Here is a 13188-nt window from a genome sequence, read left to right as displayed (position 1 = left end):
GTGAAATGGAAAGAGTAAACAATGCAGCAGTTACAGAACGTTATTGAGTCCGCTTTTGAGCGTCGCGCCGAGATCACTCCGGCAAATGTGGATACCGTGACCCGTGAAGCGGTAAACCAGGTTATTTCCCTGCTGGATTCCGGCGCCCTGCGCGTGGCAGAAAAAATCGACGGTCAGTGGGTTACTCATCAATGGCTGAAGAAGGCCGTGCTGCTCTCTTTCCGCATCAACGATAACCAGGTTATCGACGGAGCAGAAAGCCGCTACTTCGATAAAGTGCCAATGAAATTCGCGGATTACGACGAAGCGCGTTTCCAGAAAGAAGGCTTCCGCGTAGTCCCACCAGCGGCAGTTCGTCAGGGCGCATTCATCGCACGTAACACCGTGCTGATGCCATCCTATGTGAACATCGGTGCGTACGTTGACGAAGGCACCATGGTCGATACCTGGGCAACCGTCGGTTCCTGCGCGCAGATCGGTAAAAACGTTCACCTGTCCGGCGGCGTCGGCATCGGTGGCGTTCTGGAGCCACTGCAGGCTAACCCGACCATCATCGAAGACAACTGCTTCATCGGCGCGCGTTCAGAAGTGGTTGAAGGCGTGATCGTGGAAGAAGGCTCCGTGATCTCCATGGGCGTTTACATCGGCCAGAGCACCCGCATTTACGATCGCGAAACCGGCGAAGTGCACTACGGTCGCGTTCCGGCGGGCTCAGTGGTCGTTTCCGGTAACCTGCCGTCAAAAGACGGTAAATACAGCCTGTACTGTGCCGTTATCGTGAAGAAAGTGGATGCGAAAACCCGCGGTAAAGTGGGCATCAACGAACTGCTGCGCACCATCGACTAATCCCCGACGCGTTGATAAACCGGGACGCGCCTGTGCGTCCCGGTATAATCATCAAAAACGTCCGTTTCCGCAGTCGCGATTGCCATTCCCTTTTTTCTCAACCCTGCGATATCCGCCGCCATACGCTGGCTCCCCAGCCAGAAAAGCCCGTCGAGAGCCGTCACGGCCAGACCCGACTCCAGCGCCAGCTTCAGTCGCTCACGCGGCGCTTTTACCTCTTTGGCGATCTGCCGGAAGGGCTCTGCAGTAAGCCCGGTGGGATCGATCCGCCGAATGCGGGTACTCATGCGGTACTGAAAAGCCTCAGGAATCGCATTGAGATCGGCTTTCAGGCTGTAGACGCAGCCAAAGCGCTTGCCGTTAAAGATGACGTTCTTCTGGCTTAGCTGAAACTCATCGCGCAGCCCGGCGATAAGCTGAGGGGCGCGGGTCAGCACCAGCCGGAACGGCAGTTCGAAGCTGGTGACATAATCCACGTTCAGTAAGGCAATACGTAAACGCTCTTCCGCACCCGCCTTTAGCTGGCGGCACTCTGCGGCGACTTCTGCCCACTGGTGCGTGAGCCTTGGGCTCTCATCTGCGGCGCCAAAGCTGTATTTTTCGATCTGATAATCAATGCGTCCTGACATGTCATTATCCCCGCGGGCTACGCTTTTGTGCGATAACTTTGCCTCATTTCCCCGCTTTTGAATACCCGTCTCGCTCGCCTTTTCTCAGCTGAAGTAACAATGATGAATCTCTTTACAAGCAAGTTCACCTCGTTACTTAATGCAAATTTTTTCTTTTAAAACATAGCTTTGTTGAAAAACAGGATTAACGATATTATTCGTGAACAGCAAATAATAATCTGGCCTTGAGGGCAATAAACGGGAATCGTGCAATGAGTCATTACGGCAAAATAATTGGTGCGGGGATCGCAGGTCTGGTCACTCTGGCCGGGACGTATTTATGGGGAAAAAATAACGGCAAAGACGAAGGGATTGCTGAAGGGCAGCAGATCGCAAAAGCTGAATACGCCGAAAAGATCAAAAAACTCCAGACTGAACTGGCGGACAAGATGCGCGATATCAGTAAACGGGATGACTTTATCCTCGCGGCGTATGCGCTGGGGACATGCTGCATCAAGGCTAATGGCAAGACCCCAGCGGAAAATATTGCCCTGCTGGATGATGCAGTGTCTGGTCTTGTTCCGCGGGAAAAGTTACCTCAAGCCGTTCAGCAGAAAATCGTCGAGATGGTCGAAACACCGCCCAATCTGCCAACGGTTTGGTCACTTATAAATGAATATCAGCTTAACGATGCGAAAAGCCTGGAGAGGTTTAGCCTCATTGTTGGCATGATGGCAAGTCAGGATGAGCTAAGAACACAAAGCGAAAGTGATTTTATGGCCTCCTGGAACTTACTGGTTGCGGCCTGAGGACGACGGATGACAAATCTTAATGCACATCTCGCCAGAATGAAAAAGCTGCAACAGGTACGGAATGCCCCTGCGCTAAAATCCGTGGCGACGGCGTCCGCCATCGAAGCTCATCTGACCGGAGAAGTCGATGCTGCATTTATAAAGGGGTGCGATACCGGCAGCATTTACCGCGAAGCGATCATGGGGGCCAACCTGACGGTCAGCAACGACGACGTTATGGCCCGCCTGGACGTAATCTCAACGGGCAGCGCCATCGACAATATCCTCGAACCCGTGTTTCTCAGCCTGCTCGACGGCACAATGCGCGCCTGCAATATCGGCACCCGACAAGGTGTTACCCCGTCCCGCCTGTACCAGGAGTGCCGGGCGTTCAGTTACGAAGCGCCCGAAAGAAATGCCTTTATGCTGGATAGCTACAGCGAGCACTTGAACGAGCGTCAAAACATTGACCGTTTTTCTGAACAATCGTCGTTTAACGGCGGCGAAATGACGCGCAACAACGACTCTCTGAACATGCGCGATGGTGCAAAAATGAAGGCCCGTAAAGAGAACCATTTCTCCGGTAATCTGCGCGCTGAGGATGAATATGGTAACGGCACGATCTACCAGTACAAAAAACATGCGAAAAGCGAGGGAGAGCAGAAGCAGGCTGCCGAAGTCGATCATGTCGTCTCCTGCGCCGAAGTATGCAACAACCTCAAAAGCAACAAGGCTCTGAAGCTTGATGACATCAAAAATATTCTCAATATTGACGAAAATTATGCTGTTACCAGCATGCAAAATAACCGTGGCGAGAAAACCGGTAAGTTCGCTAAAACCCGCGAAGAACTCCAGCAGGAGATCGATCAGGGCTTTGTAGTTGTCAAAAAAGGGAAAAAAGATGTCGCGCATCCGCTGACAGAAGAGGAAATCAAAACGCGGCAGGTGATGGTCGAGAAAATGGACATCGCGCAGCAAACGATGGATACCAAAACCAATGAAACCGTATTTGATAATATCCGCAAGGATCGCGACGTCCAAAAAGTTCTGGCGAAAGATGCGGCCCAGGCATCAGGTCATCAGTCGCTGGGCGATCTCATTCTCTTCATTATCAAGCCTCTTTACTATGAGCTGCGCAGCTGTTTAACGCACGGTATTGAAGCTGGCGTAGGTGCGAGCGATTTTTCGCAGGCTCTGTCGATTCGTCTTGGTCGCATGAAAGATCACATTCTCAAAAACGCTGTCGTTTTATTAAAAGATGTTGCCGTCGGCTTTATTAAAAATTTCGTGTCGATGCTGCTGGAAGGGATTGTTAACTGCTTCGTTGGCGTGTTCAAAAACATCATGCGGATGGTAAAAGAAGGCTTTAAGGTCCTGATGCCGACGGTACCGATCCTCAGGGATAAACACAGCAGTATGGCCCAAAAAGGCGATGCCATTCTTAAGCTTGTAGCAGGTTCTCTTTCCGTCTTTGCGGCTATTGGCCTTGAGTCATGGCTCAGCGGCCTTGGTCTACCAGGACCGCTTCCCATTTTACTCTCATCGGTCCTGACCGCCGTGATTACGGCGCTGGTGATGTTCCTGCTGGATAAGCTCGATCTGTTCGGCGTCAATCAGGCAATCAAAAAACAGCGGATCGACGAACTGTTGGAACAGGAAATTACCACCACGGAAAGCGAAATGCTGGCCTCCCTCGCCTTACTGCGCTAGCGCTCAGATCGTCAGGTTTTGGTATTAAATTGATTTCCACTTGACGTAGTCGTTAAAAACAACAATAAACGAGTGGGGGCAATGCACCTTCCCTGCCCGGTAATTTCAGTGAAATGTAATCAGGATCGACCCCGCTTTTTTTGTATATGAGGGTGGCAAAAAGGAATTTTTTCATTAATTATTCAAAGGTTATGTTGAGATAAGGGTACCGCTATGTACGATAATCTGAAAAGTCTGGGCATTACCAATCCTGATGAAATCGATCGTTACAGCCTTCGCCAGGAAGCCAACAACGACATTTTAAAAATCTATTTTCACAAGGATAAAGGAGAGTTTTTCGCCAAGAGCGTGAAGTTTAAATATCCACGCCAGCGTAAGACCGTCGTCGCTGACGGCGTAGGACAAGGGTACAAAGAGGTGCAGGAAATCAGCCCTAACCTGCGCTATGTGATCGATGAACTCGATCAGATTTGCCAGCGCGATCGCACCGAAGTCGATCTCAAGCGTAAGATCCTCGACGATTTGCGTCACCTTGAAAGCGTTGTCACCAACAAGATCAGCGAGATTGAAGCGGATCTTGAGAAATTAACGCGGAAATAAAAGCAAAACGGCAATCCCTGATTGCCGTTTTTAGTGTTTGCGCCCTCTCCCCGTGGGAGAGGGATGGGGTGAGGGCACCAGACCGCACTCAGTCATCTCTGTTCGTCCAGCTGCAACGCGACATAGAGCAGCAGCCTGTCGTCAAAGTTCCCCAAATCCAGCCCCGTCAGCTCCGAGATCCGGTTTAGCCGGTACTCAAGCGTATTGCGGTGAATAAACAGCGCTTTTGAGGTCGCCAGCGGTTGCACGTTATGGCGAAACCACGCCTGCAGCGTCCGGCGCAGCAACCCATTGTTGTCCATCGCCTTCAGGCGCGCTAATGGCCGCGCCAGCTCATTGGCCTGCCAGCCGCCGCGCAGGCTGTCGAGCAGCACCGGCAGCATCAGATCCTGATAGAAATAACTGCGGCTCTCCGGCATCCGCTGCTTGCCCACCATCATGGTGGTGCGCGCGGTACGCCAGGACCGGGCGATGCTGCCCGGCCCGGTAAAGTAATTGCCCAGGGCAACGCGAAAACGCAACTGGCCGTTCTCCTGCATACGTGAAATCAGCAGTTCCACGCGACGACGATGATCTTCCGCATCCCAGCGGCCGAACGCATTGAGCGCGGGTTTGAGTACCACCATTTCCGTCAGCGAGACGATCGCAACCAGGTTGTCGCGCTCCGGCGTCGCCAGCGCATTTTGCAGCTGCTGCAGCTCGGCCATCGCGCTGTCTACGCCAAGCTGTCCGCTATCGACCTCAATCACCGCCACCACGCGCGGCTGGTTCAGATCGATCCCCAGACGCTGCGCCCATTCGCTGAGTGCAGGCGTATGTTCTTCCGCCTGAATCAGGTTCATCACCAGCTCTTCACGTAAGCGGCTGTCCTGAGCAAGCAGATGCATCAGACGCGACTGCTCCAGCATCATTTCCGCCGTCATACAGACCAGCTCGCCGTATTTACGCAGGGATTCCGGTTCGCCCGTCAGGCCGATGACGCCAACAATTTCCCCTTCCAGACGCAGCGGCAGGTTGATCCCCTGACGCACGCCGTGCAGGTGTTTCGCTACCGCATCATCGATATCAACCACGCGGCCCTGAGAGAGCACCAGCAGGGCTCCTTCGTGCAATTCCCCAATACGCTCGCGATCGCCGCTGCCAATAATGCGCCCGCGGGCATCCATTACGTTGATATTGGTATCAATGATGCGCATGGTGCGCGCCACGATATCCTGCGCCATTTTGGTATCAAGATGCCAGCCAGCCATGTAACCCTCCTGTGAGCAGAGCTCAAGCATAGGGAAGTTCAGCAGCGACTGCATTGTGCGAATGCACAAAGTGAGAGGGGGAAGTATGGAGTTGCGGTAGGCGTCACAGAAACGAGAAAGCCCCTGCGTACAGGGGCTTAAGAGAATTACTGCATCAGCAGGTAAATTGAGGTGTCACCGCGCTGGATATTCAGCGCCAGCACGGACGGTTTGCTGTCGAGAATTTTGCGCAGTTCAGCGATGTTTTTCACCGGTTGCTGGTTAGCCCCCATGATCACATCGCCTTTTTTCAGGCCGATACGGGCAGCAGGTGAATTTGCTTTCACGTTGTTCACCACCACGCCTTTGTCCTGGCCCTTGTTACTCATCTCTGCGCCTTCAATTCCGCTGAAGATGGTGCTGGAGTCCACCTGATTCTGGCTGCTCTGCTGCAGCTCCAGGCTCACGTTAACCGGTTTGCCGTCACGCAGCAGGCCAAGGGTCACTTTGCTGCCAATTGGCATCGAGCCCACTTCCGCACGCAGGGCGGCAAAGCTACTGATCGGTTTACCGTTCAGAGAGGTGATCACATCACCCGCTTTAATGCCCGCCTTCGCTGCAGAGGAGTTCGGCATAACCTGGCTGACGAACGCACCGCGCTGCGCATCCACCTTCATCGCTTTCGCCAGCTCGGAGTTCAGCTCGGTACCCATAATACCCAGTTCACCGCGTTTCACCTGGCCGTACTGCACCATCTGAGCAGTCAGGTTTTTCACCATGTTGCTCGGGATAGCAAAGCCGATCCCGATGTTGCCGCCGTCCGGCGCCAGAATAGCGGTGTTGATACCGATCAGCTCGCCGTTCAGGTTCACCAGCGCACCGCCGGAGTTACCGCGGTTGATTGCCGCGTCCGTCTGGATGAAGTTTTCATAGTTTTCCGCATTCAGGCCGCTACGGCCCAGCGCAGAAACAATACCGGAGGTCACGGTTTCACCCAGACCGAACGGGTTACCGATAGCGACGGTGTAATCGCCCACGCGCAGCGCATCGGAGTCGGCAATTTTAATCGCCGTCAGGTTCTTCGGATCCTGAATCTGGATCAGCGCGATGTCGGAGCGCGGATCTTTACCCACCACTTTAGCATCGAATTTACGACCATCGCTCAGTTGAACTTTAATGGTGCTGGCGTTATCCACAACGTGGTTGTTGGTGACCACGTAGCCTTTTGCGGCATCAATAATCACACCGGAACCAAGCGCCATGAATTTCTGTTGCTGGCCGCCGCCCTGGCCGTCATCCCCTGCGCCACCGCCCTGACAGAACGGAGAACTCTGGAATGGCGAACCGTCCTGGCAGAACGGTGAATTGTCACCGAAGAACTGCTGGAAGTTACGCGGCATGCGCGGCGTATTGACGGTCGTGCTGCCCTCAACGTTAATACTCACCACCGATGGCATCACTTTTTCGAGCATCGGTGCCAGGCTTGGCATCTGCTGCGCGGTTGCTGCCGACGACGCGGTCTCGGCTGCAGTAGCAGTCAGAGGAGACAGCGCTAAACCTAAACTCAGAGCCAGTGCACTCATTGCTAATGTGGTTTTTTTCATGTTTCTCAATCTCGATTTACAGGTAACGCAAAATTGCTGTGTAACTCAGATTCATTTTATACCGCTTAGTTCCGGCCATAAGTTTATGGAAAAGGTAAAAATTTATTGGCCTTCTTTACAAAACTCCGGAATTATTCCACGGCCATGAGCTTGCGGTATTCATCCCAGGCATACAAATCGGTCATGCCGCTGATATAGTCCTGGATTAGACGGCAGCGATAATAATATTCCATCACCGGCCATTCCAGAGCGTGGCGATCCAGCTTACCCATCGCTTCGACATACGCCAGTCGATGGCGGGTAGAAAGTTTCTGATAAAGCCGGGATTCGATAGGAATTCGCCGCACGCGTTCTTTTTCCACCAGCTCGCTAAACTCCTCGACGGAGAGCTGAAGCAACGGGGAATAAATTTCCAGTAATCCACTGATTACACGGTATCCCTGCAGTTCCAGCTGCTCGACATCAGGATGGCTGAACACATGCCGCATTGCCACATGTTTATAAAGCTCAAGGAGTTGGCTGAAACTGCTGTCATCTTCCAATAGCGCATGATTGAATTCCCCGCTAAAGATTTGCGGCAAATTATCAATAAAGCGCGAGGCGGCATACGGCACCAGTTTATTTAATGTATTGACCCGCAAATACATAAAGAACTGATCTTCCGTACTGCGGCTCAACGTATTTGAGCGCGATTTTTCCCAGGCATTTTCGACAACCTGCGCAAACAGCGATCCTTTTTCATGGGTTCCCCATGCCGCATAAAGATGCTGATAAAGCTCCTCGACGCTGAATATTCTTTTCTCAACGGCATCTTCCAGGTCAGCCACGCAATAGGAAATATCGTCGGCGGCTTCCATAATCCACGTCAATGGGAATCGGCCGTTTGGCGTCAGGGAAAGTTCTTTACGCAGCCGTTCTATATAGGCCTCTTCGGAAAGGTAATAGCCCGGTTTTTTCATTAAATAGCTGTGGGATGCGGGCGTCTCCCCCATCCACCACGCGGGACGCGTATATTTCAAAATGCAGCCAACCTGCGCCCAGGTCAGGTTCATGCGCATCAGGGAGTGCACCAGCCGGATCCCCTGCGCGTTGCCCTCAAAGTGACAGAGATCCTGGCGCACTTTGCGGCGCAGATCGTTCAGCCCTTCTTCGCCTTCACGCAGGCGTAAATCGCGCACGATGCAGCGGTCATCGCTGAGTGGCTGGCTTGCCGCATCCGACGGATAAAGCCGTTGTTTAAACCAGTCATTAATAGCCGCCTCGCCAAAATGGCCAAAAGGCGGGTTGCCGATGTCATGCATCAGGCAGGCCATCTCAACGATGCTCTCGAAAGGCCCCGTCAGCTCATCCAGGCCATAGGTTTCCAGTAAACGCTGCTCTTTGAGGCGGCTTAAAATCTCTTTGGCAATATAACGCCCGACCTGCTGCACTTCCATGGAGTGGGTTAAGCGCGTGCGCACCGCGGCGTTACGCTCCAGCGGGAATACCTGGGTCTTTTGCTGCAGACGCCGGATGGCGGGCGAGTTAATAATCCTGCCGCGATCGCTTTCGAAGATACGCAGGATCTCATGTTCGCTCTTTTCGCCCTGCGGCGAACGGAAACGTCGGTGCCAGTTAATTTTGGTACGAAAATCGATTGGTGACATGTGCTCCCCCGCGTGAGAATGCGTTTCCCCTTAACCGCATGATAGACTATGCCTCTTAACAAGGCACATCGCGAGTAAATCTATGAAAATCGGCATTATTGGTGCAATGGAAGAAGAAGTTACGCTCCTGCGTGACAAAATTGAGAACCGTCAGACCCTCTCTCTCGGGGGTTGTGAGATCTACACCGGACAGCTGAACGGTGTTGAGGTGGCTCTGCTGAAATCAGGCATCGGTAAAGTGGCTGCTGCGCTGGGTGCGACCCTGCTGCTTGAGCGCTGCAAGCCGGACGTCATCATTAACACGGGCTCAGCAGGCGGTCTGGCACCGACGCTGAAAGTGGGCGATATCGTTGTCTCCGACGAAGCGCGTTACCACGATGCTGACGTCACCGCGTTCGGCTACGAGTATGGCCAGCTTCCGGGCTGCCCGGCAGGGTTTAAAGCTGACGATAAATTGATTGCGGCGGCTGAAGCCTGCATTGCTGAGCTCAATCTCAACGCGGTACGCGGCCTGATTGTCAGCGGTGATGCGTTCATCAATGGCTCGGTCGGTCTGGCGAAAATCCGTCATAACTTCCCGCAGGCGGTTGCCGTAGAGATGGAAGCGACCGCGATTGCGCACGTTTGCCACAATTTCAGCGTACCGTTCGTGGTGGTTCGCGCCATCTCTGACGTGGCAGACCAGCAGTCTCACATCAGCTTCGACGAGTTCCTGGCCGTTGCGGCAAAACAGTCCACCGTGATGGTGGAACGCCTGGTGCAGAACCTGGCGCGTGGCTAAACGGTCTATCAGGGCGCTGGCCGCCCTGCTGCTGCTTGCACCGGCGTGGCTGTTCGCCGCGCCGCGTGTGATTACCCTCTCTCCCGCTAACACCGAACTGGCGTTTGCCGCCGGGATCACCCCCGTTGGCGTCAGCAGCTTTTCAGATTACCCCCCACAGGCGGCCGGCATTGAACAAGTGGCAACCTGGCAAGGGATGAACCTTGAGCGCATTGTGGCGCTTAAGCCGGATCTCGTGCTGGCCTGGCGCGGCGGTAACGCCGAGCGGCAGGTGAACCAGCTCACCTCGCTTGGCATCAAGGTCATGTGGGTTGACGCGGTAAGTATTGAGCAGGTCGCTCAGGCTCTGCGCGCCCTGGCCCCTTATAGCCCTGCGCCTCAAAAAGCCGAGAGTGCGGCGAACCAGATGCTCAGCGACTATGCCGCGCTGAAAGCCCAATACGATACGCCTGTTAAAAAGCGCATCTTCCTGCAGTTCGGCAGCCAGCCGCTGTTTACCACCGGAAAAGGCTCGATTCAGAACCAGGTGCTGGAAGTGTGCGGCGGTGAAAATATCTTTGCTGCCAGCCGGGTACCGTGGCCTCAGGTGAGCCGTGAGCAGGTTCTGGCGCGCCAGCCGCAGGCCATCGTCGTGGTCGGAAATGCGAGCGAGATTCCTAAAATTAAACAATTCTGGCAGAGCCAGCTAAAAATTCCGGTGATCCCACTCAACGGTGACTGGTTTGAACGCGCCAGCCCGCGTATTATCCTCGCCGCAAAACAGCTCTGTGCCGCCCTGGCAGAGGGTCATTAACATTTGTTCGAGGATTTAACGATGCTCGTTTATTGGCTGGATATTCTTGGTACAGCCGTTTTTGCTATCTCCGGCGTCCTGCTCGCCGGAAAACTACGCATGGATCCGTTTGGCGTGCTGGTGCTTGGCGTGGTGACCGCCGTTGGCGGCGGGACAATCCGCGATATGGCGCTGGCAAATGGCCCGGTGTTTTGGGTGAAAGATCCTACCGATCTTGTGGTCGCGATGGTCACCTGTCTGTTAACCATTGTGCTGGTTCGCCAGCCCCGCCGATTACCCAAATGGATATTGCCGGTGCTGGATGCCGTCGGTCTGGCCGTGTTTGTCGGTATTGGCGTCAATAAGGCGTTTAATGCGGGCACCGGCCCGATGGTGGCGATCTGCATGGGCGTGTTAACCGGCGTGGGCGGCGGCATCATTCGCGACATTCTGGCGCGTGAGGTGCCGATGATCCTGCGTACTGAAATTTACGCAACGGCCTGTATTGCGGGCGGCATTGTCCACGCGACCGCGTACTACACGTTTGCACTTCCGCTGGAAAACGCCGCGATGCTGGGGATGGTCGTGACGCTGGTGATACGTTTAGCGGCGATACGCTGGCACCTGAAGCTGCCGACGTTTGCGCTGGATGAAACTTCAAGATAGGCGTCGTTTATAAGCCCGGTGGCGCTTCGCTTACCGGGCCTACAATCCGCATTCAGGATTAAATGCTGAATGAAGAACCACACCCGCAGGTGCTTGTTGCGTTCGGGTTGGTCACCACAAAACGCGAACCTTCCAGACCTTCGGTGTAATCCACCGAACCGCCCACCAGATACTGCAGGCTCATCGGGTCAACTACCAGCGCGACGCCTTGCTTCTCGATGGTCATATCGCCGTCGTTCACCTGATCGTCAAAGGTAAAACCGTACTGGAAGCCGCTGCAGCCACCACCGGTAATATAGACACGCAGTTTCAGATCCGGATTGTCTTCGTCGGCAATCAGGGTTTTCACTTTGTTGGCTGCTGCTTCGGTAAACTCCAGCGGCACAGCTACGTCATCACTCATCTTATGCTCCCATGAATACTGCTATTGGGTAAAATTCACCCAATTCTTTTCGTCATTATCTAATACCCTGGTAATTCATTCAAGTATTCTACGTGGCGGCCCGCTCCGCCTCTTGTTTTGCCAGGGTACGCGCGAGGATGGTGGAGTATAGCGGTTTTCCACCCAGGAATTGGGCTAATAGTGTCGCGCCGAGACAGGTAATGATCATTGGCAAAATGAGCTGGTAATTATCCGTCATCTCCAGCACCAGCACGATGCCGGTTAACGGCGCGCGCAGAGACGCGGCCAGCAGCGCCCCCATCCCGGCCACTGCAAAGGTGCCGGCGTCAAGGTGGTAAGCGGGGAAACCAGCCTCAGCCGCCATACCAAACGCGGTGCCGAGCAGCGTTCCCAACGCCAGCATCGGGGCAAAAATCCCGCCGGGCGCGCCGGAGGAGAAGCACAGTACCGTCGTAATGACCCTTGAGAAAAACATAAACAGCAGCAAATCCACGCTGAAATTCCCGGCTGCGGCAATGGGAATCAGCCCGAAACCGCCGCCCGCGGCATTCGGTTCGATAAAGCCGAGCACGCCACAAATGCCGCCCAGCAGGCCGCCCATCAGCACCCATTTCGTGGTATTGCCGCCGTGAACGCGCTGGAACATATCCTGAGCGCGTAAGATAAAGGTGTTAAACAGCGGGCCCACCACACCAAAAATCATGCCGAGGATGAGGTATAGCCACAGGGTGTTAACCGGTGCGTTGGTCAGTTTACCGACTTCAATCACCGCCCCTTCGCCATTAAAGATGCGAAAGACGATGCTCGACATAATGACGCCGGTAAACACCGCTTTAATGGAGATCAGGTTGTAGCGGAACTGCGCGCGCATCTCTTCGATGATGAACAAAATACCGGCCAGCGGCGCGTTAAACGCCGCAGAAAGCCCCGCCGCTGCACCGGTGGCCAGCAGCGTATGGCGCGCCTCGGCGCTGCGCATGCGGAACAGATCGCCCACCATGCGGCCGACGTTCCCCCCCAGCTGCACCGTTGGCCCTTCCCGGCCGAGCACCATCCCTGCGCCCAGCGTCCCCATGCCGCCAATAAACTTAACCGGGATCACCCGCCACCAGCGCACCGGGCGCAGCTCCTCCAGCGCGCCTTCAATTTCCGGGATGCCAGACCCGCCCGCCTCCGGGGCGAATTTACGCACCAGAAAATACCCCACCATGGCAAACAGCGCAGACAGGCCGAATGCCGCTACCCAGACCAGCCATTCACGATCGGCAAAACCGGCTACGGTACCCACTCGCCAGTTGAGTACGGCGTTAACCGCTTTTTCAAACGCCACGCCAACCAGCCCTGCAAGGGTACCCACCACGGCAGCGGCCAGCAGGATCGCCAGCGGCGTTTTATCGCGATTGAGCAGCCGCCGAATGCTGATTCGGTGCTGGGCGCGCGTAAACTGTTGTTCTTCAAAAGACGGGGAATCTGATTTCATGTCCTGTTCTTATTCGTCATACAAAAAGCCGCGAAGATTTTACCAGAGACCT

Annotated in this window: 13 protein-coding genes; 7 read left to right on the top strand and 6 right to left on the bottom strand. The window is 54.5% G+C overall.

Annotation, left to right across the window (positions count from 1 at the left end):
* The first annotated feature begins 21 nt into the window (after nt 1-21).
* Nucleotides 22-846 (top strand): 2,3,4,5-tetrahydropyridine-2,6-dicarboxylate N-succinyltransferase, encoded by an 825-nt coding sequence (dapD, locus tag OKF39_RS05005; protein WP_008501915.1) that lies wholly within the window; start codon nt 22-24, stop codon nt 844-846.
* Here the strand turns inward: dapD and OKF39_RS05000 are convergent.
* Nucleotides 843-1475 (bottom strand): ECs1377 family protein, encoded by a 633-nt coding sequence (locus tag OKF39_RS05000; protein ID WP_041911197.1) that lies wholly within the window; start codon nt 1473-1475, stop codon nt 843-845. The genes dapD and OKF39_RS05000 overlap by 4 nt on opposite strands.
* A gap of 251 nt (nt 1476-1726) precedes the next feature.
* On the opposite strand from OKF39_RS05000, the gene OKF39_RS04995 reads away from it, so the two are divergent.
* The 3 genes from OKF39_RS04995 (at nt 1727) to OKF39_RS04985 (ending at nt 4555) form a co-directional block, all read left to right on the top strand.
* Complete coding sequence (locus OKF39_RS04995) at nt 1727-2263, top strand: hypothetical protein (RefSeq protein WP_047363662.1); 537 nt, start codon at nt 1727-1729, stop codon at nt 2261-2263.
* 39 nt (nt 2264-2302) lie between these two features.
* Nucleotides 2303-3955, top strand: a complete 1653-nt coding sequence (locus OKF39_RS04990; RefSeq protein ID WP_479983537.1) for a hypothetical protein — start codon at nt 2303-2305, stop codon at nt 3953-3955.
* A 213-nt stretch (nt 3956-4168) separates the two neighbouring features.
* Complete coding sequence (locus OKF39_RS04985; RefSeq protein WP_014168696.1) at nt 4169-4555, top strand: DUF3461 family protein; 387 nt, start codon at nt 4169-4171, stop codon at nt 4553-4555.
* Nucleotides 4556-4647: 92 nt separating this feature from the next.
* Here OKF39_RS04985 and cdaR read toward each other — a convergent pair whose 3' ends face one another.
* The 3 genes from cdaR to dgt form a co-directional block, all read right to left on the bottom strand.
* A complete protein-coding gene (gene cdaR, locus OKF39_RS04980; RefSeq protein ID WP_032644978.1) occupies nt 4648-5805 on the bottom strand; it encodes a DNA-binding transcriptional regulator CdaR in 1158 nt (385 codons plus the stop codon).
* Nucleotides 5806-5951: 146 nt separating this feature from the next.
* Nucleotides 5952-7388: a serine endoprotease DegP gene (gene degP, locus OKF39_RS04975; protein WP_028015572.1), complete on the bottom strand. Its 1437-nt coding sequence runs from the start codon at nt 7386-7388 to the stop codon at nt 5952-5954.
* A 131-nt stretch (nt 7389-7519) separates the two neighbouring features.
* Complete coding sequence (gene dgt / locus OKF39_RS04970) at nt 7520-9034, bottom strand: dGTPase (protein ID WP_028015571.1); 1515 nt, start codon at nt 9032-9034, stop codon at nt 7520-7522.
* An 82-nt stretch (nt 9035-9116) separates the two neighbouring features.
* On the opposite strand from dgt, the gene mtnN reads away from it, so the two are divergent.
* The 3 genes from mtnN to OKF39_RS04955 are packed head-to-tail and all read left to right on the top strand — an operon-like array spanning nt 9117 to nt 11253.
* Nucleotides 9117-9815 carry a 5'-methylthioadenosine/S-adenosylhomocysteine nucleosidase gene (gene mtnN, locus OKF39_RS04965; protein WP_028015570.1) on the top strand — a complete coding sequence of 233 codons (699 nt, stop codon included), beginning with the start codon at nt 9117-9119 and terminating at the stop codon, nt 9813-9815.
* Nucleotides 9808-10608, top strand: a complete 801-nt coding sequence (btuF, locus tag OKF39_RS04960; protein ID WP_045631184.1) for a vitamin B12 ABC transporter substrate-binding protein BtuF — start codon at nt 9808-9810, stop codon at nt 10606-10608. The genes mtnN and btuF overlap by 8 nt, the downstream gene beginning before the upstream one ends.
* Before the next feature lie 21 nt (nt 10609-10629).
* Nucleotides 10630-11253: a TRIC cation channel family protein gene (locus OKF39_RS04955; RefSeq protein ID WP_028015568.1), complete on the top strand. Its 624-nt coding sequence runs from the start codon at nt 10630-10632 to the stop codon at nt 11251-11253.
* A 58-nt stretch (nt 11254-11311) separates the two neighbouring features.
* Here the strand turns inward: OKF39_RS04955 and erpA are convergent, their stop codons facing one another.
* A complete protein-coding gene (gene erpA / locus OKF39_RS04950; protein ID WP_008501923.1) occupies nt 11312-11656 on the bottom strand; it encodes an iron-sulfur cluster insertion protein ErpA in 345 nt (114 codons plus the stop codon).
* Between the two features lie 88 nt (nt 11657-11744).
* Nucleotides 11745-13136, bottom strand: coding sequence for a H(+)/Cl(-) exchange transporter ClcA (clcA, locus tag OKF39_RS04945; protein ID WP_479983536.1), 1392 nt, complete (start codon nt 13134-13136; stop codon nt 11745-11747).
* Nucleotides 13137-13188 lie beyond the last annotated feature (52 nt).

Source organism: Enterobacter cloacae complex sp. HYC042_NIDB, assembly GCF_056673315.1.
This window is presented reverse-complemented; position numbering and strand designations above follow the sequence as displayed.

What these genes read in the sequence shown, in the direction of transcription:
- dapD (WP_008501915.1), top strand. Translation starts at nt 22, where the DNA reads ATGCAGCAGTTACAGAACGTTATTGAGTCCGCTTTTGAGCGTCGCGCC.
- OKF39_RS05000 (WP_041911197.1), bottom strand. Translation starts at nt 1,475, where the DNA reads ATGTCAGGACGCATTGATTATCAGATCGAAAAATACAGCTTTGGCGCC.
- OKF39_RS04995 (WP_047363662.1), top strand. Translation starts at nt 1,727, where the DNA reads ATGAGTCATTACGGCAAAATAATTGGTGCGGGGATCGCAGGTCTGGTC.
- OKF39_RS04990 (WP_479983537.1), top strand. Translation starts at nt 2,303, where the DNA reads ATGAAAAAGCTGCAACAGGTACGGAATGCCCCTGCGCTAAAATCCGTG.
- OKF39_RS04985 (WP_014168696.1), top strand. Translation starts at nt 4,169, where the DNA reads ATGTACGATAATCTGAAAAGTCTGGGCATTACCAATCCTGATGAAATC.
- cdaR (WP_032644978.1), bottom strand. Translation starts at nt 5,805, where the DNA reads ATGGCTGGCTGGCATCTTGATACCAAAATGGCGCAGGATATCGTGGCG.
- degP (WP_028015572.1), bottom strand. Translation starts at nt 7,388, where the DNA reads ATGAAAAAAACCACATTAGCAATGAGTGCACTGGCTCTGAGTTTAGGT.
- dgt (WP_028015571.1), bottom strand. Translation starts at nt 9,034, where the DNA reads ATGTCACCAATCGATTTTCGTACCAAAATTAACTGGCACCGACGTTTC.
- mtnN (WP_028015570.1), top strand. Translation starts at nt 9,117, where the DNA reads ATGAAAATCGGCATTATTGGTGCAATGGAAGAAGAAGTTACGCTCCTG.
- OKF39_RS04955 (WP_028015568.1), top strand. Translation starts at nt 10,630, where the DNA reads ATGCTCGTTTATTGGCTGGATATTCTTGGTACAGCCGTTTTTGCTATC.
- erpA (WP_008501923.1), bottom strand. Translation starts at nt 11,656, where the DNA reads ATGAGTGATGACGTAGCTGTGCCGCTGGAGTTTACCGAAGCAGCAGCC.
- clcA (WP_479983536.1), bottom strand. Translation starts at nt 13,136, where the DNA reads ATGAAATCAGATTCCCCGTCTTTTGAAGAACAACAGTTTACGCGCGCC.